Genomic DNA, 24,595 nt, shown 5'->3' on the forward strand with positions numbered 1-24,595 from the left:
GTTTATTTCCTAGTGAATTTTTTCATCCCTTTCTCCCAATACAAAGTGTCGCCACTTTTCTTTTCAAAGATAGTAAGTGATTTCAGACCAGATCTTTCGTCCATGCTTTTTATATCGCTGAGACAGTAACCGCAAACTGGCTTGCCAGATACACTCACTTCCATGCTACGACCCTTAGTTATACCTTGCTCATAGGCTTGTTGGGTTGCTCCAACTTCTGCATGTGCTGTAGCCATATTTCCATTTGGGAAATTTTTATCTGGTTGATTAACTACTTTTGCCTGTACAACATCATTAATCAGTGTTGGTCGGCTGGCATCACCCAAGAAGAAATCAGGTCTGTTGCCCTGATTTGTATCCGTAAAGACTTTCCCAGTCTGAGGGTCTGTCAATTCAGTCGTAACTTTCGGGATAGAAGAATGTGCATTTTTATCAAGTGGCTGAGAATTCTCTGTCCACCCAGTACCTTTATTTGGAGAAACAATGCCTGTTTCAGTTTTCGTGATAACACTATTTCCAGCCACACCACCAAAGATCGCCGCCGTTCCCAACCCGACATTAAGCGCGCCTTCGCCATACTTACCATCGATGACCTGACCAATTCCCGTTCCCGTCTGATAAGCACCGCCAGCAGCCAATGCCCCACGGGCGATGATTCCTGGCGCACCCGGCAAAGCCAGTAAAGCATCCGTTCCCACCGCTGCTTGACCATATTGGGCAGCAGCTCCCTTTAGATAACTCAATACTTCGTTATAAGCCTGAACGTTATTGGTGGACGCCACAAACATCTTACCGGCAATCAGTCCCTGTATCGCCTCCGCTGCCTTCTGAGGGCTGTAACCATACATCGTCTGTAACTCATACCCGTACTGATTGAGTAAGCCTGCCAGTTCCCGTTTTTCATCATTACTCAGTGGTTGCCCTTTCTGGTATTTTTCCAGCAAGAAATTGCTGGCATGGTCTTCATTGGTCAGCCTCAGGATAGTCTGCGAGGCTTCTACCAAGTTCTTACCGGCTTTCTGGTCTTCTATTGCTTTATTCAGTGCTTCCGCTTTTTGTGAGCTAAGGAAGTTATTCTCAACCTCATTCTTCGCCGTGTTCGCGCCGCTTCCTGCTCCCGCAAGGTTACCACCGGCAATGCCTCCTGCGCCAGCGCCGGCTATCGTGACCAGATTGGCTATCAACTGTTTTTGTTCAGCAGATAGTTCTCCTTTTTTCACGTCCGGGTAGAGCAGGTTTGTTAGCATATCCGCACCCACAGAAGAGACCAGTCCTCCGGCTGCGCCGCCAACTGCGCTGCCGCCCTGAGTATGAGCCAGAACCGCTCCGAGTGCCGTATGCAACGCGATCCGGGCCGGTTCACTACCCGCAGAGACATCTTTTACCAGTGCCGCTAAATAAGGGGCCGCCGCACCGCTTAGTGCCCCGTTAAGGTTTCCGCCCAGCCCTCCAGATGCCAGTGACGTTAATGCCGAGCCCGCCATCCAGAAGGCACTACCAACGCCATACTCTTTTTCGACTTGCTTGACTTCATGGCTGGTTTTCACCTGCTCGACCAGGTCAGCCGCGGGCACACCTTCCGCTATCAACCGTGCTCTGGCCAGCTCTTCCGCCTCGCCTTTTTTGCTGGTCTTATAGGCATCCAAAGCCTGTACGCCCAGCGCCGTTGCCTCCCGCTGGATGGCCAGCTTGTCCTCAATCTTGCCCCGATCAAAGCCGTCTTTTACACTGCCATTGGCACCGGACGTATCACGACTGAGTGTCGCAATATCCTGCTGTTGTGCGTCGCTATTGCTAATCTCAATGGTGGCAGGAGACACCGCAGAATACGTCACGCCCGCTTGGTCACCCTTCACCAAACCCAGCCCCGCGTGCCTGTCGTGAGCCGGTTTTTCTCTGCGAACAGGGACAACTGGTGATACGCATTGTGGCGGAGTGACGGATAAAAAAATCCCAGCCTGTTTTAAGGGCCGGGAGCTTGTTAACTCGGGTTATTTTTCTTTTCTTCATAATCCTGCAAATATTTTTCAATAGGATACGCAGTTCCTAATGAGTGTATTTCACCACTATCTTTATCAATTATGAATGGAGCATTACCCGCCAACAGTGCAGACGAATCTCCAGTTTCAAGATACTCTCTTGATTGAAAGCAAAAAAACCATCCTTCAGTAAAACGGCCTATCAACGTTATTACTACGGGAAGCTCATCACCCTCCAAGTATTTATTAGCTTTTTCTAAAGCGTTATCAAAACTGATCATTTATTCGTCCTCAATAATTGGAATGACTTAAACTGACTCAGATCCGCAGCCTTGCCGGATTGCCCATCGAGGAATCGAACTACGCCATTCTGATTAACAACATTAAATACATGTCCCGGTTGACCGACACCATAAGAGCCATAAACGATACCCCTTGATCCTGAACCTGCATTTGTCATTTGTCATTTGTCATTTGTCATTTGTCATTTGTCATTTGTCATTTGTCATTTGTCATTTGCTGAATGATATTCTCCGTAGAAGATACGTATTTAAACTTCGTACCGTAATGCTGTTCCAATACTGGCAAAGGAACACCTTTAGTTGAATATATAGGTAATGCAGATGCTGGATTACCAGCCAAAGTAGCATCCGTAGCGATAGAACAGTTGACGCAATTGTGTGTACGACCAGACACGGGATAGCCAAGATTAACATTTCGGATCGTCCCAGCCGATTCTCCCGCAACTCCTGCCCCTTTCATCCCATACATGGCACCACCAATTGCTGCCAGACCATGTACCATTCTCATCCCAAAAGACAGCCCTTCTGCGACTTTTCGACTTACTCCTTTGTCCATCAGGAGCACTATGTCAGCTTCTCTTTGTGCCTTCATATCCGCCGTAGCATATTGCCACATCAACCCGTCAACTTGCTTTGCGCCATCTCCGTAAACACTGCGCATGGTACCGATATACTGACCGTCCATCTGCTCGTCGTAGCTTTTCGCCATCGCAGACAGTTCCTGCCGCATACCTTGACAGGCTGCTGATGAAAGATTCTTACATGCCGCATCAATCGCAGCATTAAACAATTCGTCCTTTTCGTTCAGCTCACTAATGAATTTGTCAGCCTGTTGTTTCTGTTTTTCATCCTTAATATACGGCAATGACCATTTCGCATCCTGACGTTTTTTCTCATCCTGAGAGTTCAGCGAGTTATTCTCAACTATAATTTTCCATTAGCTGAGTTAAATAGGCTCGTCCTATATAACTAACCAACTCTTTATCTCGTTGCGTTTTTTCACCTAACCATCCATTGATAACATTGCAATCGATGAAATTATCATATATTAGCTCATTAATCGCTGCCAGCCCCCCCCTTCATCAACGCCCAAAACACCTCTCTCCACTGGATTCTTCTGAAACAAAGCCCACTGCTTATCATAATCAACAATAATCAAACCGCCATAATCTCCAGACTCATTCATTTTCGCACTGTATTTATTAATTTTCAAAACCCAATCATCTGACATTTTAAGATTACCAATATAATCAGATTCAAAATAAGAGAACACTGCTGCTTTCGAATGAGTATCAAAGCACTCTCTAATTATTGAATATACTGCATATATCAGATCATCAGATGTACATATATCATTATCGAAAAACCAATACTTATGAAACGTCTTAGTAAAAACCTGCTGTGGGAGATTAACTCCTTGACGAGCAATATCTAGCAGTTCAACTTTTGGAGTGTCATGTTCCGCATTCATAATATTAACCTCCAGGAAAACGTAGCTTAGTGACAATTTTACCGTTTATTGTAACAGATGCAGACGGGATGCCCGAATCAGCTCCGGGTATACCTCCACCAGTTGATTTTGGATAAAACCTATATACTTTATCTGCTTTTGTCATAACAGTTACAGAACCATCTTTTGAAATAGTTTTCACATATCCATTTGAAACCAAATTATCTATAGCTTCTGCTTGGCTCATGTTTTTAATAACCACCTGCCCTGCACTCCTTCTGGTTTCTCTATTTGCAAATTCCAGTTCTGTACGTTTACCAATAGATTCAATATCTTTGCTTATCTCCTTAAGAACAGGAATATTTTCGGGATGCACTGCTTGCCCCGGTTTTGGCAAACTCCCCACACCCAGCGCCCCATACGCTATATCCGTCAGCCCACCCGCAAAAGTCTTAGCCAGCGCAGCTTCCAGCCAGCCACAGTCAGCACAGTTCGCAATGATATCTGCGTAATGTTGCGCTGAAGACTCGTAAGCACGGCCCGCCATATTATCCTGCTGACGTAATTCAGTATAAGCCTTCTCGCTGAGCTCTATTTCCTTGCCGATAGCTTCAACACAGGCGCTATCTCCTGCATCCCAGCAGGACTTCAGTTTCTGGACATTTTCCGCTGACTCTTTCGCCATCTCCTTGCGGATGTCCTGCTCACATTTAGCCTCTCCACCACATCCCTTATAGCGTTCGGCGTATTCCTGCGGACTTCCTTTACTCAGGAAATTATTCTCAACCTCATTCTTCGCCGTGTTCGCGCCGCTTCCTGCTCCCGCGAGGTTACCACCGGCAATGCCTCCTGCGCCAGCGCCAGCTATCGTGACCAGATTGGCTATCAACTGTTTTTGTTCAGCAGATAGTTCTCCTTTTTTCACGTCCGGGTAGAGCAGGTTTGTCAGCATGTCTGCACCCGCCGAAGAGACCAGTCCTCCGGCTGCGCCGCCAACTGCGCTGCCGCCCTGAGTATGAGCCAGAACCGCTCCGAGTGCCGTATGCAACGCGATACGTGCCGGTTCACTACCCGCAGAGACATCTTTTACCAGTGCCGCTAAATAAGGGGCCGCCGCACCGCTTAGTGCCCCGTTAAGGTTTCCGCCCAGCCCTCCAGATGCCAGTGACGTTAAGGCCGAGCCCGCCATCCAGAAGGCACTGCCAACGCCATACTCTTTTTCGACTTGCTTGACTTCATGGCTGGTTTTCACCCGCTCGTCCAGGTCAGCCGCGGGCACACCTTCCGCTATCAACCGTGCTCTGGCCAGCTCTTCCGCTTCACCTTTTTTGCTGGTCTTATAGGCATCCAAAGCCTGTACGCCCAGCGCCGTAGCCTCCCGCTGAATGGTCAGCTTGTCCTCAATTTTGCTCCGATCAAAGCCGTCTTTTACGCTACCATTGGCACCAGACGTATCATGACTGAGTGTCGCAATATCCTGCTGTTGTGCGTCGCTATTGCGGATCTCAATCGTGGCAGGTGACACCGCAGAATACGTTACACCCGTCTGGTCACCCTTCACCAAACCCAGTCCCGCCGTCGGCATACTGTCCGTTGACACGCCGAGGTTAAATCCCGTCCCGTTGTAACGGGAAACATTGATAATATCCTGCCAGCCCAGCGTGCCTGTGGTGAGTCGGTTTTTCTCTGCGGCTGCCTCGGAGGAGATAATCGCGCCGTCCAGTTGAGTGTGACCACCGGTCCGAATCGCAAAGCCATCCTCCCCGGCCCGAATGCCACTTTGTTCCTGTACCGATGCATAGTGATTATTCAATATCTGCTGACTCAGGTTGGCATTTCCCGACACCGTTTGACCCGCGCAAATCGGCGGAACGCAGATGCTGATATTCAAGCCTCCGCTGGTCGTCTTGCTATCATAGCGGGACGTATCCTGCGGGCTGCTGATGAGTAAATCGCCCCCGACCTCTGCCGCCACCTGCTTGCCAGAAACCACGGCACCGTCCAGAACGGTATCAGAACCACTGCGGAGGTTCACCGACTCGGTGGCAGCCACCTGCGTGAGTTGATGAGTCTCGCTGTTCCCGTTTTCTTTCCCTTTCTGTCCACTGGCTGATAGCTCTACCGTAAAGCCATTTTGCTGCCCGCCAAGCCCAAAACCGACACCCACACCAGCATGCTGACTGCTGCTAGTTCCGGTAAGCTGGGATTCACTTTGCGCCGAAGCCAGCGTCAGCGATTTGCCGGCTGACAGTTCGATATTCCGGCCACGTACATCCGCCCCCACTAACGTGAGATCCTGCTCTGCTTTCATCCGAATATCGTCATGAGCAGATAAGGTACTCCCTTCACGCGTCACCGCATCTTGCTGCTGTTTACTCTGGCTGGAACCACCGCCTACACTCACGGTAACCTTGATTGCCGACGCATTCATATTGTTCGCGACAGTTTGTGTCGCCAGGTTGAGCGCCTGAGTGCTGCATAGATCGCACTCAGGCGCGGATCTCTTTTGTCCTCTACCGATTGCGACAAGCGTTCTACCGCCTGCAAGGCACTTACCGTTGCGTTAAGACGCGATAAAATATCTACCTAAGCCATAAATTCAGAGTGGTTACACCTGTCATACAGTTCTGTGTATTTCATGACCTTTTTTGACAATTTTCAGCCAGAGACACACCGCCCCCATAGCCTCGTTGATGCATCATATTGTATATTGTCACGTCGCCGCTCAACGTCTGTTACGGTTTCAGACGTTCGTGTTTCATCAAATTTGCACGGTATTTTCTCTGGGGGAACAGTGAATTATCCAATCGGACAGATCAATCACAGCTATCTGGGTTCCAGCGTTTATACCATGCTGCGCGAGGCGTTGATTACCGGTCAGTTCAAGCCGGACGATCGCCTGAGAATACGGGAACTCGCCGCACAGGTTGGCACCAGCGTAACGCCGGTAAGAGATGCGATCCTGCAATTAGCGAAAGAGCAGGCACTGGTGCTCAAGACGCCGCGTGATATCCGCGTTCCCCAACTGACTGAAGATCAGTTTAAAGAGATCCGCACACTGCGGCTAGCGCTGGAAGGCACAGGTGCCGAACTAGCGGCTGCACACATTACGCCGAAAATGCTCAAGCAGATTGACGAAAATATCCACCAGAATCGTCTGGCGATTGATGAGAAAAACCTACGTGAAGCATTACGGTTGAATAGCGAATTTCATCTGTTTCTGGCACAGGCAGCACGAATGCCGTTGTTGACGCAGTTTATTGGCAGTTTATGGATGCGTACCGGGCCGTTGATCGCCCAGGCCTATGCGCATTTTTCCGTACAGATGGCTATTGAACATCACGAGGACGTTCTTACTGCGCTACAGCAGCGCGATGCCAGCGCCGCCCGACAGGCCATCCAATCCGATATTCTGGACGGCAGCGAAACGATGCTGGCCTTTATTGCGGTGGACCAACATATTATCGGCCAATAGCGTTAAACGGCCACAAGCCGTGACAATAGTCCGCGAATTCGCAGTCGAGTTTCTTATGCCTGACGGATAAACGCGGGCAGTTGCGCGGTAAAGCTCGATTCGTCCAGCGACGGGGGAAGTTCGAGTTTGTGCCTTTTATAAAAAAGACGATAACCATTCTTGGAAATGTGTCTCTTGCTCTTCCGGTGTCACCAGATCATTTTCTTCATGATCAAAGATAGAGACCAAATCGCCGCGAGTCGCAGGTCTACCCATCTCAAATTCGTAGCCCTTTATCCCATAAGCCATTTGTCTCGCCATTCTGGAAGGATATACATTCCTTTTCGCCCCTTTGCATAAGAAAGTCATATTTCTGAAATTCCGCCTAAGAATACAAAGGCAAGAGAAAAAATCATCACTTTCAGCCGTATATATAAAATCACCACCGATAAAAAATTTTATTGAACAAGGTGGGTCTTGGCTAAGAGAAAATTCGGCATTCTCTCGTATTCCATTTCTGACTATCGTTATTTTTATTGTCTTATCCATAGTTATTAACGCCTATATTTCCCTTCTTTGAGATCTATCTCACCGTATGCCCCATCCCTGTCAGGTCACGGTTCGGGCAGCAGGACTTGCGCCCAGATTGCCAGAGGGCGACGCTACAGTCCATTCCCAATGAGATGGAAGCTGCTTAAACAGCACGCCAGCGTCGCTTCCACTTCCTGCGATAAGGTATAGAAGTAGAGATCGGGCTGGGTGAGTTCCCGCAAAAAGGCAATTTTTTTAGGAAATCCCGTTCAAGGGGAAGAACTAGCCTGGTTTTATCAATCTTTCCTGCCGTTAGCAGTAGAGGGTTTTCCTTTAGAATAATAAAGAGAGTGATTACGTCTGCCTAAAGATCACTTGTTATTTCTGATTTGCAGGAGCACCACGCCATACTACTTATACCCAAAATAATGGCTGATAAACGCTATATCGTTGGCAAGGATGCGGTATCTGAACCTATGCCGTACTCTTTCCGTCACGCTGCCGGATGCTCGCTATGCTCACCTTAACTACCAACGCCGGATTATGGTTCAGACTTGCTTTAATTTCGTTTGGCAGCGCATTGCTGGCCCTATTTATTGGGCAAGGGGTTTTAGCCAGACTGGAGCAAACGCAGTTACTGCGCTATGGCCAGGACGTGCTTAATCAGGGAACCGCCGTCGCCCAAGAAGCTCGGGGAACCATTGAACGGGTACTGGCGCTGAATAACCCCCCCTGCTCCAGCGCCGATCTGAAAGAACTGCGCCTGCTCTCCTTTTACTCCGTTTATCTGCGCGATATCGGGCGTATCAAAAATAACCACCTTATTTGCTCTGCGGGCTGGGGGATCCTCAATCCGCCGATTTATCTGCTGCCGCCAAACCTAACAACTGCCGACGGCGTACAGTTGTGGACCGCGATGAAAGACGTGATTGATCCACGTATCACCGCAGATATGGCAAGCCTCAACGATGTGGTCGCTGTCACTGCCGCAGCCGCATTTCGCCGTTTTGCCCAACCACCAACCGGATACAACTCAGCGCTGACAACCCGTAATTTAGGCCATATTTATCAAATGTTTGGCAACGTAGATCTCTCTGCGTTCAGAGAAAAACAATATGAAGATAACTCGTGGTTGACCATGGGAAAACGCCAGTCGTTTTCCTGCGATCCAACGCTGAACATCTGTGTACTGACCCAACTCGATTCCGCCGGTATCCTGCATCGCCCCTGGTATGTTATCGCCTCCCTGCTGTTTTTGGGGTTGCTGATCGGCGCTGGCTCTACGTTCTCCTACCAGCTCTACTACGATCGGCACCAGGCTTTGCCATCACAGTTAAAACGCGCGATCAAAAATCAACGGTTTCAGGTTCATTATCAACCGCTCATCAGCCTGCCGCAGCGGGCAATTATTGGCGTAGAAGCACTGGCTCGCTGGAAAAACGAACGCGGTGACAACGTATCACCAGAGTATTTTATTAATATTGCGGAAAAGATGGGTCATTTAGCGGAGCTCACTCGAATCATTACGCGTCAGGCGTTACATGATATGCAGCCTTATCTCACGCGAGAAACGCCTTTTCTTCTCAGTATTAATCTGTCGGTAATCGATATTGTCTCACCTGACTATCACCACTTCTTACAGCAGATGTGTGACGAAATGGGAATAGACAGGACGCGTATCATGTTAGAACTGACTGAGCGTTCAAGCACATCCTATCAAACGCTGGCTAACGGTCTTCATGCATTACAGCACGCAGGCTATAAGATCGCGCTTGATGATTTTGGTACGGGTTATTCCAACCTCGATTATCTCAGCCACCTGCCGTTCGATATGATTAAGATCGATAAGATTTTTGTCGGTGCCATCGGTACGGACTCGGTTAATGCAGCAATGGCAGACCTGTTATTCACCCTAATCAAAAAACTGGATGTCTGCGTGATCATCGAAGGTGTCGAAACACGCGAACAGGCCGCCTATATTCTGGAACAGTGCCCTTCCGCCATTATGCAGGGATGGTATTTCGGTAAAGCGGTAGCATTACACGATCTGCCGGATAGCCGCCACTATCAGTGCCCACCGATCGAAACGACGTAATCTGGCAACTGGCCCCCATCGTCTGCGGTGGGTCAGTTTTTAAACGGTCTGCCAGAAGACGAGCAAAAGCGCCAGATTATCGAGATGGAGTGAAAGAAACATCAAACCTTATCCGTAGCCACCTGGCTCAGATAATACGCTTCCCCCTGCCGCAATTCCGCCATCATGAAATCCAGAAAAGCCTGCTGCTGCGGCACATGGACTTTGCCTGCCAGCGTTTGGACCTGAAGCGAACGCTGGTCGAGCTGCTTGATATTCAACGGTTTCAGACGCATCGGTTCCTGTAAGCACTTATACATCACGGAGTAGAAGCTACAGGCGGTGACCGCTCCCGGTGTGCTCATCGCATAGTAATAGAGCGTGGTGAAGTTGTTGCAGCACAGCGTTGGCTCAAGAAAGGTGCCGTTCATGCGACATGAGAGGTCAAACAACTGTCGCAGCGTGGTAGACGATTCCGGCAGCGCCAGCGGAAAAGGATGCAGATCTGCCAGTTGAATAGTCTGCTGCGCCAGCGGATGTTGGTCCGACATCAGCAGCATCAGCGGCGCAGGTAGCGCCAGTTCCACATTCACGCCCTGCTCGGGTGCCAGCGCAAATTGGAGCGCGATATCCACTTCACCGTTGCGGATCATCTGCGACACCTGCATCGCTGAGTCCACCTTCAGCGCAAAAGTGGTATCCGGGTCATGCTGGCAGAAACGCGCAAACAAGGTCGGCAGCAGATCAAACGCCATTCCCTCTGTGCAACCAATCCGCAACAGCGCCCGGCGGCTAGCCTTTAGCCCCTGGATCTCCGCCACGGCGGCATCCATGTCCATCATGCTCTTGCGCACATGGTTTTCCAGAATGCGCCCAGCATCGTTTAACACCATTCCGCGCGCGTGACGCTCGAACAGCGGCACACCGATGCGTTCTTCCAACCGCTGAATCTGGCGGCTGATAGCAGAAACGGCAACAAACAGATGCTGGCTGGCGGCGCTGAGCGAACCGGTAGTGGCAACCACCAGAAAATAGCGGATCTCAGAGCTGTGCATGGCGGCATTCCTTTCAGACAGTGCGGGGATTGGTAGGTTTATATTAAAAGCAAAGCTTAATTGCAATTTTTATTATTGTTGCAAAGCTCGTTTTTTCTTTAAATATCGGTAACGTTGTCACATTACCCAGCAAGGAAAGGCATGACCAGCGCAGACCTGATTCGTATCGCCTGTGAACGTTTCGATCGCGGAGAATTTAAACAGACGTTGGCCCGGCGTATTGCCCACGCCAGTGAGAGCCAGAAAGCGGACAACCAGCCCGCGCTGAACCGCTATCTGACGGATGAGATCCAGCCCGCGTTGCAAGCGATGGGGTTCAGCATAAAACCGATCGCCTCGTCGGATGCGCGTCATCCCCCTTTCCTGCTGGCCGAACGCATCGAAGATCCCAGCCTGCCAACGGTACTGTCTTACGGCCACGGCGACGTGGTTTTTGGCGATGAGGAAAACTGGCGCGATGGGCTCACGCCCTGGAAATTGGTCGAAGAAGGCGATCGCTGGTACGGACGCGGCTGTGCCGATAATAAAGGCCAGCACAGCATTAACCTGATGGCGCTGGAACAGGTGTTTCAGGCACGCGGGCAGCGTCTGGGCTTCAACTGCAAACTGCTGTTCGAGATGGGCGAAGAAGTGGGTTCACCGGGGCTTGCCAACCTGTGCCAACAGCACAAACAGGAACTGGCCGCCGACATATTTATCGCTTCCGATGGGCCGCGTCTTAACGCAGAACGTCCGACGCTGTTCCTTGGCTCTCGCGGCTGCGCCAATTTCCGTTTACGCATCAACGCGCGCGATCAGGCTTACCATTCCGGTAACTGGGGTGGGCTGCTGAGCAATCCGGGTACGCAATTAGCGAATGCTGTGGCCAGTCTGGTCGATGGGCAAGGTCGAATGAAGATCGACGCCCTACTTCCTCCGCCGCTGACGCCAGCGCTGCGCGACATTCTCAGCACGATTGATCCCGCAGGTGGCGAAGGCGATCCGGCAATTGATGAATACTGGGGGGCGGAGGGACTCACGCCAGCCGAACGGTTATTTGCCTGGAACACGCTGGAAGTGCTGTCGTTCATTACCGGTAACCCAAATAAACCGGTAAACGCGATTCCCGCTGATGCCACCGCTATTTGCCAACTGCGCTTTGTGGTCGGCACCGACTGGCAGCATCTGGCGCAGCATGTGCGTCAACACCTCGACCAGCATGGTTTTACCCACGTAGACGTTGAAGTCCTTAACACCTCTCCGGCGACGCGGTTTAACCCTGAAGATCCGCTGGTAAACTGGACGCTGGCACTGATGCAGCAAATCAGTGGTAAACAGCCTGCGCTGTTGCCGAATCTGGGTGGTTCGCTGCCTAACGACGTCTTCGCCGACATCCTCGGCCTGCCGACGCTGTGGATCCCCCACTCCTACCCGGCATGCGGCCAGCACGCGGTTAACGAACACCTGTTGAAGTCCGTCGCTCGCGAAGGGCTTGCGATCATGACCGGTCTGTTCTGGGAACTGGGTGAGCAAGGAAGTCAATTGCTGGCACGGCACAGGCAACAATAGCCGCCCTATCTTGCCCAAACGGCATAGTGGTGTGACATTGCCGGACAAGCTAAATCATGGACGTTAATTCCAAATAACCAACGGGGAAAGAAAAAATAAAGCCATCTCGACAGGAGATGGCTTTATCGTGAGACAGCCTTATATACTATTAAAAGCCGTCTTTAGTTTAGATTGAGCAATAAACGCGCGCTTCTCTCGGAGTATAAATCCCGAACGTCACCAACCCAAGTAACCCATTAACAAAGGTTAATTGGGTTTCAGTGCGAACAACCTTATCAGCACCGCCACATACCGCCGCAGCATCAATGGTTTTCTTCTGACCAATCCCAGAGACGAAGAAGTGATGCGTTGTCACCTGTTTAGGTGTTGCAACAGCGTCATTCTTTAGTGTAAACGTTTGTTGGGCACATCCCGTCAGCACCAGTGCCAACACGGCCACAGAAAGTATTTTTTTCATTAAACCCTCGTTGTGTTGTGTTAATACCTCTTACAAAGAATGGCATTTATACAAAAAATCACAACACTTGAAATATTTTTATCTTTGCGTTAGCAAATATGTTAGCTAAGAGAGAATTTACTGGTTGATACAAGTTTTAGTGAGGAAGCCCGTGACCTACAAGTAATAGGTCACTGGCAGCTTGAAAGGAGAACTACTTCTTCATCCACTCAGGTTTTTGGAACGCGTGGAACATGGAGTTTTTATCTTCAAAGAACGCGGCGAATTCTGGGGATTGAACGGCAGCTTTCAGATCCTGAGCAAACGGTTTGTCTGTGTCTTCCGCACGCACGACAATCATATTTTTCAAATCTTCCGGCAGCACATCCAGTTGGATAGCATCAGACAGGTTCAGACCTGCGGCCATCGCGAAGTTCGCATTAATCAATGAACCGGTTACGCCGCCCAGTGCACGCGGCAGTTGTGCCGCTTCCAGCGGTTTAAAGACCAGCCCTTTCGGGTTTTCCGTAATATCACGCACAGAAGCTTTAGTCGGCGTAATCTCTGGGTTGATCTTGATTAGGCCGTATTTTTGCAGGAAATCCAGTGAACGAGCCAGATTTGATGGATCATTCGGCAACGTAATGATATCGCCGGCTTTCAGCTCATTCAGCGAGTGCACTTTGTTGGAGTAAAATCCCATGCTGGCGGTCGGCACGGTGATCACTTCCGCCAGTTTCAACCCTTTATCCGCGCTGAAACGGTCCAGATAGCGGCGATTTTGGAACAGATTGGCGTCGATACTGTTATTCGACAGCGCCAAATTCGGCTGAATATAGTCGCTGAATTCGCGCACTTTCACATCGTAGCCTTTTTTCACCATTTCCGGCTTGATCGCTTTCGTGACCATATCGCCATACGGCCCCGGCGATACGCCGATGGTGATTTCTTTGCCTGAATCTGCTGCATAAGCCTGAGAGATGCCTAACACCAGCATGAGTGGAATAAGTTTTTTCAATCGCATTGTCGCGTTCCTGTCTGTCCGATTTAGTCAGTGTAGCCGTTTTGCTAACGGCATTCTCGTTATGTTGGGCGTCTGTAGCCACGGTTAAGATCGAGATACCGGAAGCGACCACGGTGCGAGGCATCCCTGCGGGAACCTCATCACCGTGTTTCTCCCTAAATCCATACCTTTACGCGCGATGCAACATCGCTCATTATTTTTCTCTATTTTTATAACGTTATTCCCTGGTGTTGGATAACGTTTTACTGCTCACATGCCTTACGAAAAAAGGCTTACTCAATAATCAGTTAAAACAAAAAGGTTTCCTGTCCGTAGCAGTATTTGTCGTACAGTTCAGGGTTAATATCGAAGCCGATCCCCGGTTTATTTGGTACTGCGACGCAACTGTCGTTGTCTAATTCGACAAACGGCAGCATGAAGTCTTCATGCCAGTAGCGGGAAGAAGGTGGAATATCGTGCGCATAGATAAAGTTCGGCAGCGTAGACACCGCAATGTTGTGCGCTTTGCCGACCGCCGTATCCAGCATGCCACCGCACCACACCGGAATATTGTGCGCCTGACAGTAGTCATGAATTAACTTGGTTTCAGTAATACCGCCCACGCGCGCCACTTTAATATTGATGATTTTGGCACTGCCTAGTTCTATCGCTTTACGGGCATCTTCTACCGAGGCAATGCTTTCATCCAGACAGATAGGCGTATTTATTGCCGCCTGAAGTTTACGGTGGTCGATAATATCGTCGTGTGCCAGCGGTTGTTCGATCATCAACAGGTTGAATTTATCAATGCGCTTAAAGAAGTCGATGTCGTCCAGCGTGTAGGCAGAATTGGCATCCACCATCAACGTTATATTCCCAAACGCCTGACGCAGCGCCGCAATATAGTCGTAATCTTTTCCCGGCTTGATTTTTATTTTGATGCGTTTGTAGCCTTCGTTCAGGAAATTATCGACCACGCTGACTAATTTATCGGGCGTTTCCTGAATACCAATACTGACACCCGCTTCAACTTTATCCCGCACGCCGCCCAGTAATTGATGCAGCGGCACGCCTTTTATCTTCGCGTAAGCATCCCAGATACCGCCTTCGATTGCCGCTTTGGCACAGTTATTACGCTTTACTGGCGCGAAAATATCGCGAACCAGAGAAGGATGCTCAATATATCCAGCCTGCTTAACCATCGGGATCAGGAAGTCACGCATAATATGCCAGGCGGTGACGTTGGTTTCTTCGTTATAAAATGGCAGGGAAATGGCTGAACAATCGCCGTAACCAATCTGCCCACCGGCATGAACTTCCGCGATGGAAAAGTGTTTTTCCGTCTGCGTCGCAAAGCTAGTGGTAAATGGCGTTTTCAACGCCATTTTCATTTTTCGTAATACAATCTTGTCTATTTTCATGACATCTCTCTGCTGTCCTGACCTGTCGCAGTTTAGCGGCGTTCGCGCTTATTCGCCCGTCGTGAGAGCATATCGCCCAGCGTTTGTACGACCTGCACCAACACGACTAACGCAATCACTGTCACAACCATGACTTCGGTTTCATAACGGTAGTAGCCGAAGCGGATCGCCAGATCGCCGACACCGCCGCCGCCAACAATCCCGGCCATCGCCGAGTAACCAATCAGGCTGACCAACGTGATCGTCAGGCCGCGTAATAAGCCCGCCAAGGCTTCCGGTAACAGCACGGTAGCGATGATACGCGTCGGGCTGGCACCAAAGGCTTCTGCCGCTTCCACAATACCCGGATCAACTTCACGCAGCGCGGAATCCACCAGACGGGCATAAAACGCAATCGCCGCTACCGACATCGGGACCGACGCCGCTACAGGCCCTATCGTGTTCCCCAACAGCAGTTGTGTTAATGGCAGCAACAGCACCAGCAGGATCACAAAGGGGATCGAGCGGATAATATTCACCAGAATGGTCGATATCAGATAGATAAAACGGTTCTGCCAAAATAAATGACGATCGGTCACATAAATCGCGATACCTAGCGGCAGACCGAATACCACCGCACAAAGCGTTGAAATACACACCATCGTGAAGGTTTCACCGAAGGCGAAAATTAATTCACCGATTAACTCAGTCATTGATGACCTCCACCCCAAAGGTATTCTGTCGAATATACGCAATAGCCGCGGCAAGATTTTCCGCTGCTGGATCGTCACGGTATGAAATCTGGGCGATAATATGCCCCAGTGCGCGATCGTTAATGTATTCAATATTGCCGTGGAGAATATTTACTGAGACCTGAAACTGCTGTGCAACATCGGATAATATCGGTTGTTCTACCGAATCATCAGCGAAGAGTATTTTCAGCAGGACACCTTTATTATTCTGCTTAAAGCGTTCAGGTAACTCGACCGGCGTGGTATGGCTAACCAACTGTTTGGTGTAGGCGTGTTGAGGTGCAGAGAAGATGGTAAACACCTCACCCTCTTCCACAATATTTCCGCCCGTCATTACCGCCATGCGCTGACAAATGCTTTTAATCACGCTCATTTCGTGGGAAATCAGCACGATCGTAATACCTAACCGAACGTTAATACTTTTCAATAACGCCAGAATAGACGCCGACGTTTCCAAATCCAGCGCCGAGGTGGGTTCATCACACAGCAACACTTCAGGGTGGTTGGCAATGGCGCGGGCAATGCCAACACGCTGCTTCTGCCCACCGCTCAGTTGTGCCGGATAAGAAGCCCCTTTATCCTGCAATCCAACCAGCGTCAGAATTTCCGGCACGCGCTCGGCAATTTCCGCTTTGCTTTTACCGGCGGCACGCAGGCTGAACGCTACGTTGTCATAGACATTGCGGGTATGCATCAGATTAAAATGCTGAAAGATCATCCCAATACGTTGTCGATGTTGGCGCAGTTCGCGACCAGAAGCATTACTGATCAGCGTATCGCCCAGAAACACCCGCCCTTCGGTTGGGCGCTGCAACAAATTGATCGTCCGCAGCAGCGTACTTTTTCCTGCGCCACTGGTGCCGACAATCCCAAAAACTTCACCCTGTTGAATGGTCAGGTTGACGTTGTTTACCGCCCTGGACTGTGCAGTTTTACCGGCGGGGAAATCAACGCTCACGTTTTCTAACCGGATCATTACCTGACTCACTCCTGCTGTTACTGACTATTTTAAGAGATGTAACGTCAGCATACGCAACCGTATGCCTGTTTGATGTAGGGAAACCTTTGTTCGTGGGTAAAATCATTTCGCATTAGTCTGCGTTAAGTCTATCCCACGGAGTTGTTTCACTTGTTATTTTGAACAGAGATAGGCTCTTCATCGCCTTTTTACATTGAGGAATAACCGGGCTATTTATGGCTGCCATTTTTGTTATAATTATATTAATTTCTTATAAATCAATGAAATATTGAAAAAACCATTGTCTATTTAAGTTAGAGAGAAATGAGCTTTGCGTCAATGATAAAAAAAGCAAATCACCTTTCTGTTTTTTAGAAACTTTTTATGCCTTTTTGCTTCTATATAGTACTTGCGTGATAGCCACTCTCATGATGACGTTACCTTGTCGATCACATGACACAACTCAGTTGGCTGAGTACACAGGGTATCAGCCTGATGGGTTACTAGCTCATTGGCCGTTCCATAGCCCCACAGCACACCGACAGATAATAAATGGTTGTTCCGTGCTGCGATAATGTCGTCCTTTCTGTCTCCCACCATGATTGAACAACGCGGTTCCAACTCATTCTTAGTCATTAAATAAGATAATAGTTCGGTCTTATCATCCATTCTTCCATCAGAAGGCGTCCCAATGATGTCTGAGAAGAAAGGGCTTATCTTCATATCATCGAGTATTTTCCCAGCGAATAGTTGTCTTTTAGATGTCGCAATAAAGAGTTTATCGCCACGCTGTTTTAAGATTTTCAGCACTGACAGCATCCCTTCATAGATAACGCTATTGTAAAGTCCGAATTGACCATAATGCGCACGATAGATGTTTATTGTTTCTTCTACCCTGTTGTCACCATAAGGCTCCAGCAATGTTCTGACAATACTGTGCATAGGTGGCCCAATGAGCGATGAAATGTCAATGTCGTCATCAATCATATGCCCTTGTTTTCGAATGGCATAAATCAGGCTCTCTTTAATTCCCGGAACAGAATCAATAATGGTTCCATCTAAATCAAAAATTATATTCATTACAGCACTGCCCCTTTGTCTGATTTTCTGACTTCACATTCCCTTTTAGGCTTATCCAAGAATACGTCATGATGGGTTCTAAAACATAACAAAGCATGATAATTCGTTGATAAGTATCTCAAAATATATCCTGAAACATTACTATCACAATCTGCATCTAGCCTGATCCTGCACCAACCAACGTTTATCCTCCCCATTAAGGATGCCATCATGCGTTATCGCCCAATTCTGTTCGCTACTATCGGAACATTACCGATTGCCAGTCTTTTCCTACTACCGCTTTCAGGGTTTGCAGCCCCACCTCAGTCGGAGAATTCGACTATCAGCGCTATTGTCGATACCACCACACAGGCCAGTAGCCGTCCTCGCGTCATAGAACTGGATCAATCCATTCAGGCCGCACTACGCAAGGCGATACAGGGAGATGCCCCACAACTCACCCGTGCGCAACTGGAACAGGCACAAGAAACATCACAACAGGCAGACATCGAGTGGCTCCACAACAGCGGCTATGACTTCGCAGTAAAAGCCAACCAGCAGGCAGGCATTGCGTTACTGGAATCCTTCTCACACCTTTCTACTGATGTGTTGCAGCAAAACACCGCTATCGTGACACGCATTAATCGTGAAGCCACGACGGGTCAGCGCGAACAGGCGCTGGTGGATGCTGAGGGGCAGGGATATCTCTACTATCTGGCGGATGCATTGGGCCCACGACTGGGGAAGGTGTTTATCACCGCCTACGATCGCGGTGAAATTCGTAAGGCCGCCGTGTTGCTCAAGCTATCCGCCGTCAGCACGTCTGCGGCCAAGCTACACTTCAACTATCCTCGCCCTTTTCTACAGCCAAATAACACCATTCATCTGGTGCCGGATACCGCGGTGATCGGCGATAACAAGCCGTATACCGCAACCGGTGGCGCATTTCCGAGCGGGCATACCAACACGGGTTACACTGATGCCCTACTGCTAGCGGAAATGATCCCTGAACGTTTTGTCCCGCTGATCGATCGCGGTGCGCGCTATGGCTACTCGCGCGTCGTGTTGGGCGTCCATTATCCATTGGACGTGATGGGTTCACGAATGATTGCCGAACGCAATGTGGCACATTATCTCAACGATCCGCAGTATCGTCGGCTGTTTGAACAGGCCAAAGCCGAGTTACGCAGTGCGTTAGAGAAAGCCTGTGGCACCACGTTGAGCGACTGCGCTAAAAATTCGCCACAGGACGACCCTTACGCTGCACCGGAAATGAAAACGTTTTATCGCTATACCATGACGTATGGGCTGCCTGCTCAGCCTGACGCGACGTCTGTGGTTAGCGTTCCCGAGGGTGCCGAAGTCCTGCTCGACGCTGTATTGCCACAACTCTCCGTCGCACAACGTAGAAACCTGATGGTGAAAACCGCACTGGCCGATGGCTACCCACTCTCCGGTGAACCAGGTGATAAAGGCGCACAGAATTTCTGGCAGCGCCTTAATCTTCATGATGCCGTGAAGTTGGCTCAACATCGTTGATGGTTACCCTCTTCTTCCGCGTTTTCGCACGCGGGGAAGAGGATTATCATTAAGGATAACGATTATTTCCATCATTTGGCTGTAACGGTAACTTTCCGGCCAGGATAATGTTTTAATTATTACCAATCAGTCAGCATAGAATAGCGATCAGTTTGTAAACCAATGTAAATTACTGCTATCACAAGCCCTCTCATGCCATTTTTAAATTTTAGTTAATCTCAATATAAACCTTCTCTTTTTCCCGTCGATATAAGAATACCGCTCCTTATCTGGGAGTAATTTAGAGGTACTTATGAGCATCAAACTTAAATTAATTTCGGTTATGTTGTTAATGGCATTATTGCTTTTGGCTGTTTCTGCTACCGGCTTGTTTGGCATGAATAATACCAATCAATCGATGAAAACGCTGTATCAGGATCGACTGATCGCGCTGGGCTATTTGGATAATATAACTCGGCAGGTGAATAGCGTGATGTTTGAAATTGCCAGCGTTGATCTCTCACAACCAGACAACGTCAGGGCAGGACTGGCGCACATCGCAGAAGCACAAAAAATTTATGATGCGCAATGGGACTTATACAGTAAAACCTATTTAACCGGCGAAGAAAAAACCTTAGAAGAACAGTTCGCCGTTTTATATAAAAAATACAATGAAAAAGCCGTTATTCCCGCCATTAATGCAATACAGAAAAATGACACTGATGCATTAGAATATATTATCAATCACACATTAAAAAGCGAATATGAACCCCTGCAAAAAATTGCCGACCAACTGATTAAATTACAATCTGATGTTGGTCAAGAACTCTATTCCGAATCACAAAGCAGTTTCAATAATATATTATCTTCCGTAGTAATTATCCTTCTGGCGGGAATCGTTATCGTTGCGTTATCAGGCTGGCGCTTGATTATGTCGATTGCCGTGCCGATAAAAAATGCCGTGGAGTTAGCAAGAAAAGTAGCCAGCGGCGATCTGACACACCGCATCGCCATTACCTCGCGCGATGAAATGGGACAGTTACAAACCGCACTGCGAGAAATGGTGCTAAATCTGACGGATATCGTAGAGCGCGTACACAGTAACGCCGATATTATCGCGACCGCATCCAGCCAGATCAGCAGCGGTAATATCGATCTTTCCTCTCGAACCGAGCAACAGGCCAGTTCACTGGAAGAGACGGCGGCGTCAATGGAACAGATGACCTCCTCCGTCAAACAGAATGCTACGCATGCCGCTCACGCCAGCCAGTTGGCAACAACCGCCTCACAGCGCGCTGTCGATGGGGGCAAGATGATGGGCGATGTAACATCAGCGATGCAGTTGATGGTGTCATCCGCAGATAAAATCACCAACATCATCAGTGTGATCGACGGAATCGCGTTTCAAACCAATATCCTCGCGTTAAACGCTGCCGTGGAAGCCGCTCGCGCGGGAGAACAGGGACGAGGCTTTGCGGTCGTCGCAGGTGAAGTCCGCACGCTGGCGCAACGCAGTGCAAACGCGGCCAAAGAGATTAAAAACCTGATCGGGACGTCCGTCGAACAGGCGAACCTTGGCCACACTATTGTCATTGACGCGGGCAGTACGATTCAGAGCGTGGTGGAAGACATAAAACGCGTGGCATCGCTCGTGACCGAAATTTCCACTGCCAGCAATGAACAAAGTCTGGGCATTGGGCAGATCAATACCGCCATTTCACAGATGGAAACGGTCACGCAGCAGAACGCCGCATTGGTTAACGAAGCCGCCGCTGCCGCAGGTTCGCTGTCCGAGCGGGCGGGTGAGCTCAGCCATGCGGTTGCCGCATTCCGTATCTAAGCCCCCTCCTGTTCGCTGCCCCCGCGCAATCGTTCACCCTCGCGCGGGGGCGTCGATGGCCGCTAATACATCGCTCAACGTGGTTAAGAACATATCGGCGTGCTCTTCCAGAAACACCAACGGCGGGCGAATTTTTAGCACGTTCGCCGCAGGTCCTGTCGCACTGATAAGCACACCGCGTTGACGCATCGCGTTCACCACCCACAACGCAGATTCCGTTGCCGGAGATTTGCTTTCACGATCGTTGACCAACTCCACGCCGATAAACAGACCGTAAGCCCGAATATCGCCAATCAGTGGGAAATGCTGCGCCAACTGCTGCAACCCTTGGCGCAAATAAGCGCCGACCCGCAGGGCATTCTGCTGTAGCTGCTCTTCCCGAATCACTCGCAGCACCGCATGCGCCGCCAGACAGGACACCGGATTGCCACCGAAGGTATTGAAATAACGCATATCTCGCCCGAAGGCATCGAACAGCGAGGAGCGCCCTACTAATCCAGCGATGGGATGTCCGTTACCCATCGGTTTCCCCAGACTCACCAAATCTGGGATGACGCCGTGACGCGCAAAGCCCCACAGTGATTCCCCGGTGCGACCAAAACCCGGCTGGACTTCATCCGCAATAAACAGCCCGCCCGCTTGACGAATTAGTGCCGCCGCCTGCGCCATTTCACCTTCCGGCGCACAGAACACGCCATCGCTGGAAAAAATGGTATCCACCAGTAGCGCGGCAGGACGAATGCCTTCCTGCTGCATCTGCGCCAGCGCCTCACGAATGCTGGTAAGAAATGCGCCGGGCTGACGATAGGTATCCGGCGCATCGATCAATTTCACATGACTACCACGCGCCACGCCATTCCCCAGCGACGGTGACAGCTCCGCCAGCGCACTGGTTACGCCGTGATACGCCCAGCGTGTCACCAAGACGCCCGTGCCACCCGTAACATGTCGGGCGATGCGCAGCGCCAGATCGTTAGCTTCACTGCCAGTACAGGTCAGCATCACGTTATTCAGTTCGGCGGGAAACTCGCTCAGCAAATCTTCGGCAAAATCGACAATCGCAGGGTGCAAATAACGCGTGTGAGTATTGAGCTGTGCGCTCTGGCGCGCCATCGCCTCAACTACCGCCGGATGGCAATGCCCGACCGAGGCCACATTGTTATAAACATCCAGATAACGTTTTCCCTGATGATCGAACAGCCATACGCCCTCGCCGCGCGTAACGTGCAGCGGTTCTTCATAAAACAGGCGATAACCGCTGCCCAGCACCCGCTGACGACGCGCCAGTAACGCTTCGGCTGTTGTCATTTCAGTCGTGGATTTTCTCTGATTCATCATGCTTTCTCCGTACAAACCTGCTGTAGGCGAGTCACAAACTGCGTATGGGAATAGGTCACCATGCGCTGTAAGCTGTGCCAACTGCGCGGTACATTACGCAGCAGATACTCTCGATTGTCGGGGTAGCGTGATGCACGCCACTGCGCAATGGTTAGCGTCAGCGCCATACGGGTTGCAATCAGATCGGGCAGCAGCGCGATCTCCTCCCGTGTTAAGGGCATACGGTGGTGGTAGGCCGCAACAAACGGCACCACATGTTCCAACAGATCCTGTCCCTCACCGATCTGGTACGCCAGCGCGGTTGCCACGTCGCAGATTAACGGGGCGAGCACCGCATCGCCAAAATCGATAATGCCGGTAACCCGCGTCGGCGACGAATCGCTCACCAGCACATTATGCGGGTTCAGATCGTTATGAATGACCTGATGACGCAGCGTCGCCAACTTAGGGGCAACGTGGTGGTCATAATGGTCAAAAATACGCAGGAGATGCTGATACTGCTGCCGCTCAGCAACAAAATCGAGATAAGGGCGCACCTGATCCGCGCGGCTGATATCCCACAGCAGCGAACGATTTGCCGCCTGATGCGTAAAGCCATGAAGTGCATGATCCAACTGCGCCAGTGTATCGCCCAGTTGCTGCATCAAGGTGAGCGAGGGTAAAACCAAATGCTGCGGCCTCCCAGGCAGATAACTCACCAGCCGCACCCGCAGCGGTACGCCATCAATGTCAACACATGCCTCCGACAGACCTTCTTGTGTCGGCCTGATACGCGGTACGGGCAGTTCAGGCGCATGACTAGCCAGATGCAACAATAAGGACGTTTGGAAATCACTGACGTCGGCAGGTTCTGCCGCGTTAATGACTTTCAACATGTAGCGTTCGTCCGGCGTGACCGTCAAACAGAAATTCACATCACGCTCACCCTGAAGCAACGACATCTGCCCGGACAAGCCATATTCTTGCTGCGCAATCACCAACGCCTGCTGGCAGGAAACCTGCGGTACGGCCTGCGTCATTAATTCATCGTCGTGCGGTGGAGCCTCGGCAAATACCGGCTGGTTGGACGCCGAATGCGGGAATGTCGGAAAAAGCGCGGTGAGTTGTCCGTCAGACATGCTGCCCTCCATTAACGTGAATTTCCGCGCCGTTGACATAAGAGGCACCGGAGGTGCAGAGAAAATAGATCAAACTAGCCACTTCTTCGGGTTTACCTAAGCGCTGCATCGGCACCTGTCGCGCAATAATGTCATCCGTACCGGGCGACAGAATCGAGGTTTCAATTTCTCCCGGCGCAATGGCATTGACGCGAACGCCGTGCGGACCAAAATCAAACGCCATTTCTCGCGTCAACGCAGATAGCGCCGCTTTTGAGGTAGCATAGGCAACGCCGGCAAAGGGATGCACACGCGAGCCGGCAATCGAGGTCACATTGATGATGCATCCCTGTGATGCCTTAAGTTCATCGAATAAACCGTTTGCCAGCAGTGCGCTGGAGAATAGGTTGACGTTGAAAACGCGCAGCCAGGTGGCATAGTCCGTGTCGCGTATGCCAAGACGTTGCCCGCCTTCCCCTTTTGGCGAAATCCCCGCGTTATCGACCAGCGCATCCAACCGCCCGCCCAGTTTTTCCTTAATCAGCGGCAGCGTCTGTTGCAGGCCATCGATATCTTCCAAATCGAGATGAATATGATTGAGCAGCTTTTCCGCCCACGGGCACTCTTCTGCCCAGTTCTGACGTGAAGCGGTAAAGATCCGCCACCCTGCCGCGTGGAAATGCTTAACGGTCGCATGCCCGATTCCCCGGCTAGCACCGGTCAGCAATAACGTTTTTTGCGCTGTCATACCGAACCTCCTGAGCCTTTTACACAATAATTTTTTACACAACACACATCAAA

The 24,595-nt window shown here is 50.2% G+C and carries 22 protein-coding genes; 5 read left to right on the forward strand and 17 right to left on the reverse strand.

Annotated features, from left to right (window positions below; all coding sequences use genetic code 11):
- Nucleotides 1–2: 2 nt before the first annotated feature.
- The 6 genes from A7983_RS24580 to A7983_RS19980 form a co-directional block, all read right to left on the reverse strand.
- Nucleotides 3–1,856, reverse strand: coding sequence for a VENN motif pre-toxin domain-containing protein (locus A7983_RS24580; RefSeq protein WP_039478549.1), 1,854 nt, complete (start codon nucleotides 1,854–1,856; stop codon nucleotides 3–5).
- Between the two features lie 125 nt (nucleotides 1,857–1,981).
- On the reverse strand, nucleotides 1,982–2,260 hold the full coding sequence (locus A7983_RS19965) for a YrhB domain-containing protein (RefSeq protein WP_005972591.1): 279 nt from the start codon (nucleotides 2,258–2,260) through the stop codon (nucleotides 1,982–1,984).
- Entirely contained in the window at nucleotides 2,257–2,439 is a 183-nt protein-coding gene (locus tag A7983_RS24585; protein WP_071531138.1) for a toxin glutamine deamidase domain-containing protein, read from the reverse strand. The genes A7983_RS19965 and A7983_RS24585 overlap by 4 nt, the downstream gene beginning before the upstream one ends.
- A gap of 38 nt (nucleotides 2,440–2,477) precedes the next feature.
- Entirely contained in the window at nucleotides 2,478–3,146 is a 669-nt protein-coding gene (locus A7983_RS24715; protein WP_005972589.1) for a DUF6862 domain-containing protein, read from the reverse strand.
- Nucleotides 3,147–3,329: 183 nt separating this feature from the next.
- Entirely contained in the window at nucleotides 3,330–3,752 is a 423-nt protein-coding gene (locus tag A7983_RS19975) for a hypothetical protein (RefSeq protein ID WP_083253189.1), read from the reverse strand.
- 4 nt (nucleotides 3,753–3,756) lie between these two features.
- Complete coding sequence (locus A7983_RS19980) at nucleotides 3,757–6,162, reverse strand: hemagglutinin repeat-containing protein (protein WP_235778007.1); 2,406 nt, start codon at nucleotides 6,160–6,162, stop codon at nucleotides 3,757–3,759.
- Nucleotides 6,163–6,525: 363 nt separating this feature from the next.
- Here A7983_RS19980 and A7983_RS19985 point away from each other — a divergent pair, with 363 nt between their 5' ends.
- Complete coding sequence (locus A7983_RS19985; protein ID WP_039478546.1) at nucleotides 6,526–7,206, forward strand: GntR family transcriptional regulator; 681 nt, start codon at nucleotides 6,526–6,528, stop codon at nucleotides 7,204–7,206.
- A 135-nt stretch (nucleotides 7,207–7,341) separates the two neighbouring features.
- Here the strand turns inward: A7983_RS19985 and A7983_RS24600 are convergent, their stop codons facing one another.
- Complete coding sequence (locus A7983_RS24600) at nucleotides 7,342–7,734, reverse strand: hypothetical protein (RefSeq protein ID WP_235778006.1); 393 nt, start codon at nucleotides 7,732–7,734, stop codon at nucleotides 7,342–7,344.
- Nucleotides 7,735–8,230: 496 nt separating this feature from the next.
- On the opposite strand from A7983_RS24600, the gene A7983_RS19995 reads away from it, so the two are divergent.
- Nucleotides 8,231–9,811, forward strand: a complete 1,581-nt coding sequence (locus A7983_RS19995; protein ID WP_005972189.1) for an EAL domain-containing protein — start codon at nucleotides 8,231–8,233, stop codon at nucleotides 9,809–9,811.
- A 101-nt stretch (nucleotides 9,812–9,912) separates the two neighbouring features.
- On the opposite strand, the gene A7983_RS20000 is transcribed toward A7983_RS19995, so the two are convergent.
- On the reverse strand, nucleotides 9,913–10,845 hold the full coding sequence (locus A7983_RS20000; protein WP_005972193.1) for a LysR family transcriptional regulator: 933 nt from the start codon (nucleotides 10,843–10,845) through the stop codon (nucleotides 9,913–9,915).
- 141 nt (nucleotides 10,846–10,986) lie between these two features.
- On the opposite strand from A7983_RS20000, the gene A7983_RS20005 reads away from it, so the two are divergent.
- Complete coding sequence (locus A7983_RS20005; RefSeq protein ID WP_005972196.1) at nucleotides 10,987–12,393, forward strand: M20 family metallopeptidase; 1,407 nt, start codon at nucleotides 10,987–10,989, stop codon at nucleotides 12,391–12,393.
- 166 nt (nucleotides 12,394–12,559) lie between these two features.
- Here the strand turns inward: A7983_RS20005 and A7983_RS20010 are convergent, their stop codons facing one another.
- From A7983_RS20010 to A7983_RS20035, 6 genes are all read right to left on the reverse strand, one after another.
- The gene (locus A7983_RS20010; RefSeq protein WP_005972198.1) at nucleotides 12,560–12,850 is read right to left on the reverse strand and encodes a Bor family protein; all 291 of its coding nucleotides are present in this window, start codon (nucleotides 12,848–12,850) and stop codon (nucleotides 12,560–12,562) included.
- Between the two features lie 193 nt (nucleotides 12,851–13,043).
- Nucleotides 13,044–13,853: a MetQ/NlpA family ABC transporter substrate-binding protein gene (locus A7983_RS20015; protein ID WP_005972201.1), complete on the reverse strand. Its 810-nt coding sequence runs from the start codon at nucleotides 13,851–13,853 to the stop codon at nucleotides 13,044–13,046.
- 287 nt (nucleotides 13,854–14,140) lie between these two features.
- Nucleotides 14,141–15,253, reverse strand: a complete 1,113-nt coding sequence (menC, locus tag A7983_RS20020; protein WP_005972204.1) for an o-succinylbenzoate synthase — start codon at nucleotides 15,251–15,253, stop codon at nucleotides 14,141–14,143.
- 32 nt (nucleotides 15,254–15,285) lie between these two features.
- Entirely contained in the window at nucleotides 15,286–15,945 is a 660-nt protein-coding gene (locus A7983_RS20025) for a methionine ABC transporter permease (protein WP_005972206.1), read from the reverse strand.
- Complete coding sequence (locus A7983_RS20030; RefSeq protein ID WP_005972208.1) at nucleotides 15,938–16,960, reverse strand: methionine ABC transporter ATP-binding protein; 1,023 nt, start codon at nucleotides 16,958–16,960, stop codon at nucleotides 15,938–15,940. Before A7983_RS20030 ends, A7983_RS20025 begins: the two co-directional genes overlap by 8 nt.
- Nucleotides 16,961–17,368: 408 nt before the next feature.
- The gene (locus A7983_RS20035; RefSeq protein ID WP_005972210.1) at nucleotides 17,369–18,022 is read right to left on the reverse strand and encodes an HAD hydrolase-like protein; all 654 of its coding nucleotides are present in this window, start codon (nucleotides 18,020–18,022) and stop codon (nucleotides 17,369–17,371) included.
- Nucleotides 18,023–18,232: 210 nt separating this feature from the next.
- On the opposite strand from A7983_RS20035, the gene A7983_RS20040 reads away from it, so the two are divergent.
- The gene (locus A7983_RS20040) at nucleotides 18,233–19,540 is read left to right on the forward strand and encodes an acid phosphatase (RefSeq protein ID WP_005972213.1); all 1,308 of its coding nucleotides are present in this window, start codon (nucleotides 18,233–18,235) and stop codon (nucleotides 19,538–19,540) included.
- Nucleotides 19,541–19,871: 331 nt separating this feature from the next.
- Nucleotides 19,872–21,359, forward strand: coding sequence for a methyl-accepting chemotaxis protein (locus tag A7983_RS20045; RefSeq protein WP_235778005.1), 1,488 nt, complete (start codon nucleotides 19,872–19,874; stop codon nucleotides 21,357–21,359).
- Nucleotides 21,360–21,392: 33 nt separating this feature from the next.
- On the opposite strand, the gene A7983_RS20050 is transcribed toward A7983_RS20045, so the two are convergent.
- Genes A7983_RS20050 through A7983_RS20060 form a run of 3 tightly spaced genes read right to left on the reverse strand, consistent with a single transcriptional unit; the run spans nucleotide 21,393 to nucleotide 24,542 of the window.
- Complete coding sequence (locus A7983_RS20050; RefSeq protein ID WP_039478593.1) at nucleotides 21,393–22,694, reverse strand: aspartate aminotransferase family protein; 1,302 nt, start codon at nucleotides 22,692–22,694, stop codon at nucleotides 21,393–21,395.
- Nucleotides 22,694–23,815, reverse strand: coding sequence for a phosphotransferase (locus A7983_RS20055; protein ID WP_005972221.1), 1,122 nt, complete (start codon nucleotides 23,813–23,815; stop codon nucleotides 22,694–22,696). The genes A7983_RS20050 and A7983_RS20055 overlap by 1 nt, the downstream gene beginning before the upstream one ends.
- Nucleotides 23,808–24,542, reverse strand: coding sequence for an SDR family NAD(P)-dependent oxidoreductase (locus tag A7983_RS20060; RefSeq protein WP_005972223.1), 735 nt, complete (start codon nucleotides 24,540–24,542; stop codon nucleotides 23,808–23,810). Before A7983_RS20060 ends, A7983_RS20055 begins: the two co-directional genes overlap by 8 nt.
- Nucleotides 24,543–24,595 lie beyond the last annotated feature (53 nt).

The sequence above is a fragment of the Pectobacterium wasabiae CFBP 3304 genome, assembly GCF_001742185.1.
GTDB classification, from domain to species: Bacteria; Pseudomonadota; Gammaproteobacteria; order Enterobacterales; family Enterobacteriaceae; genus Pectobacterium; species Pectobacterium wasabiae.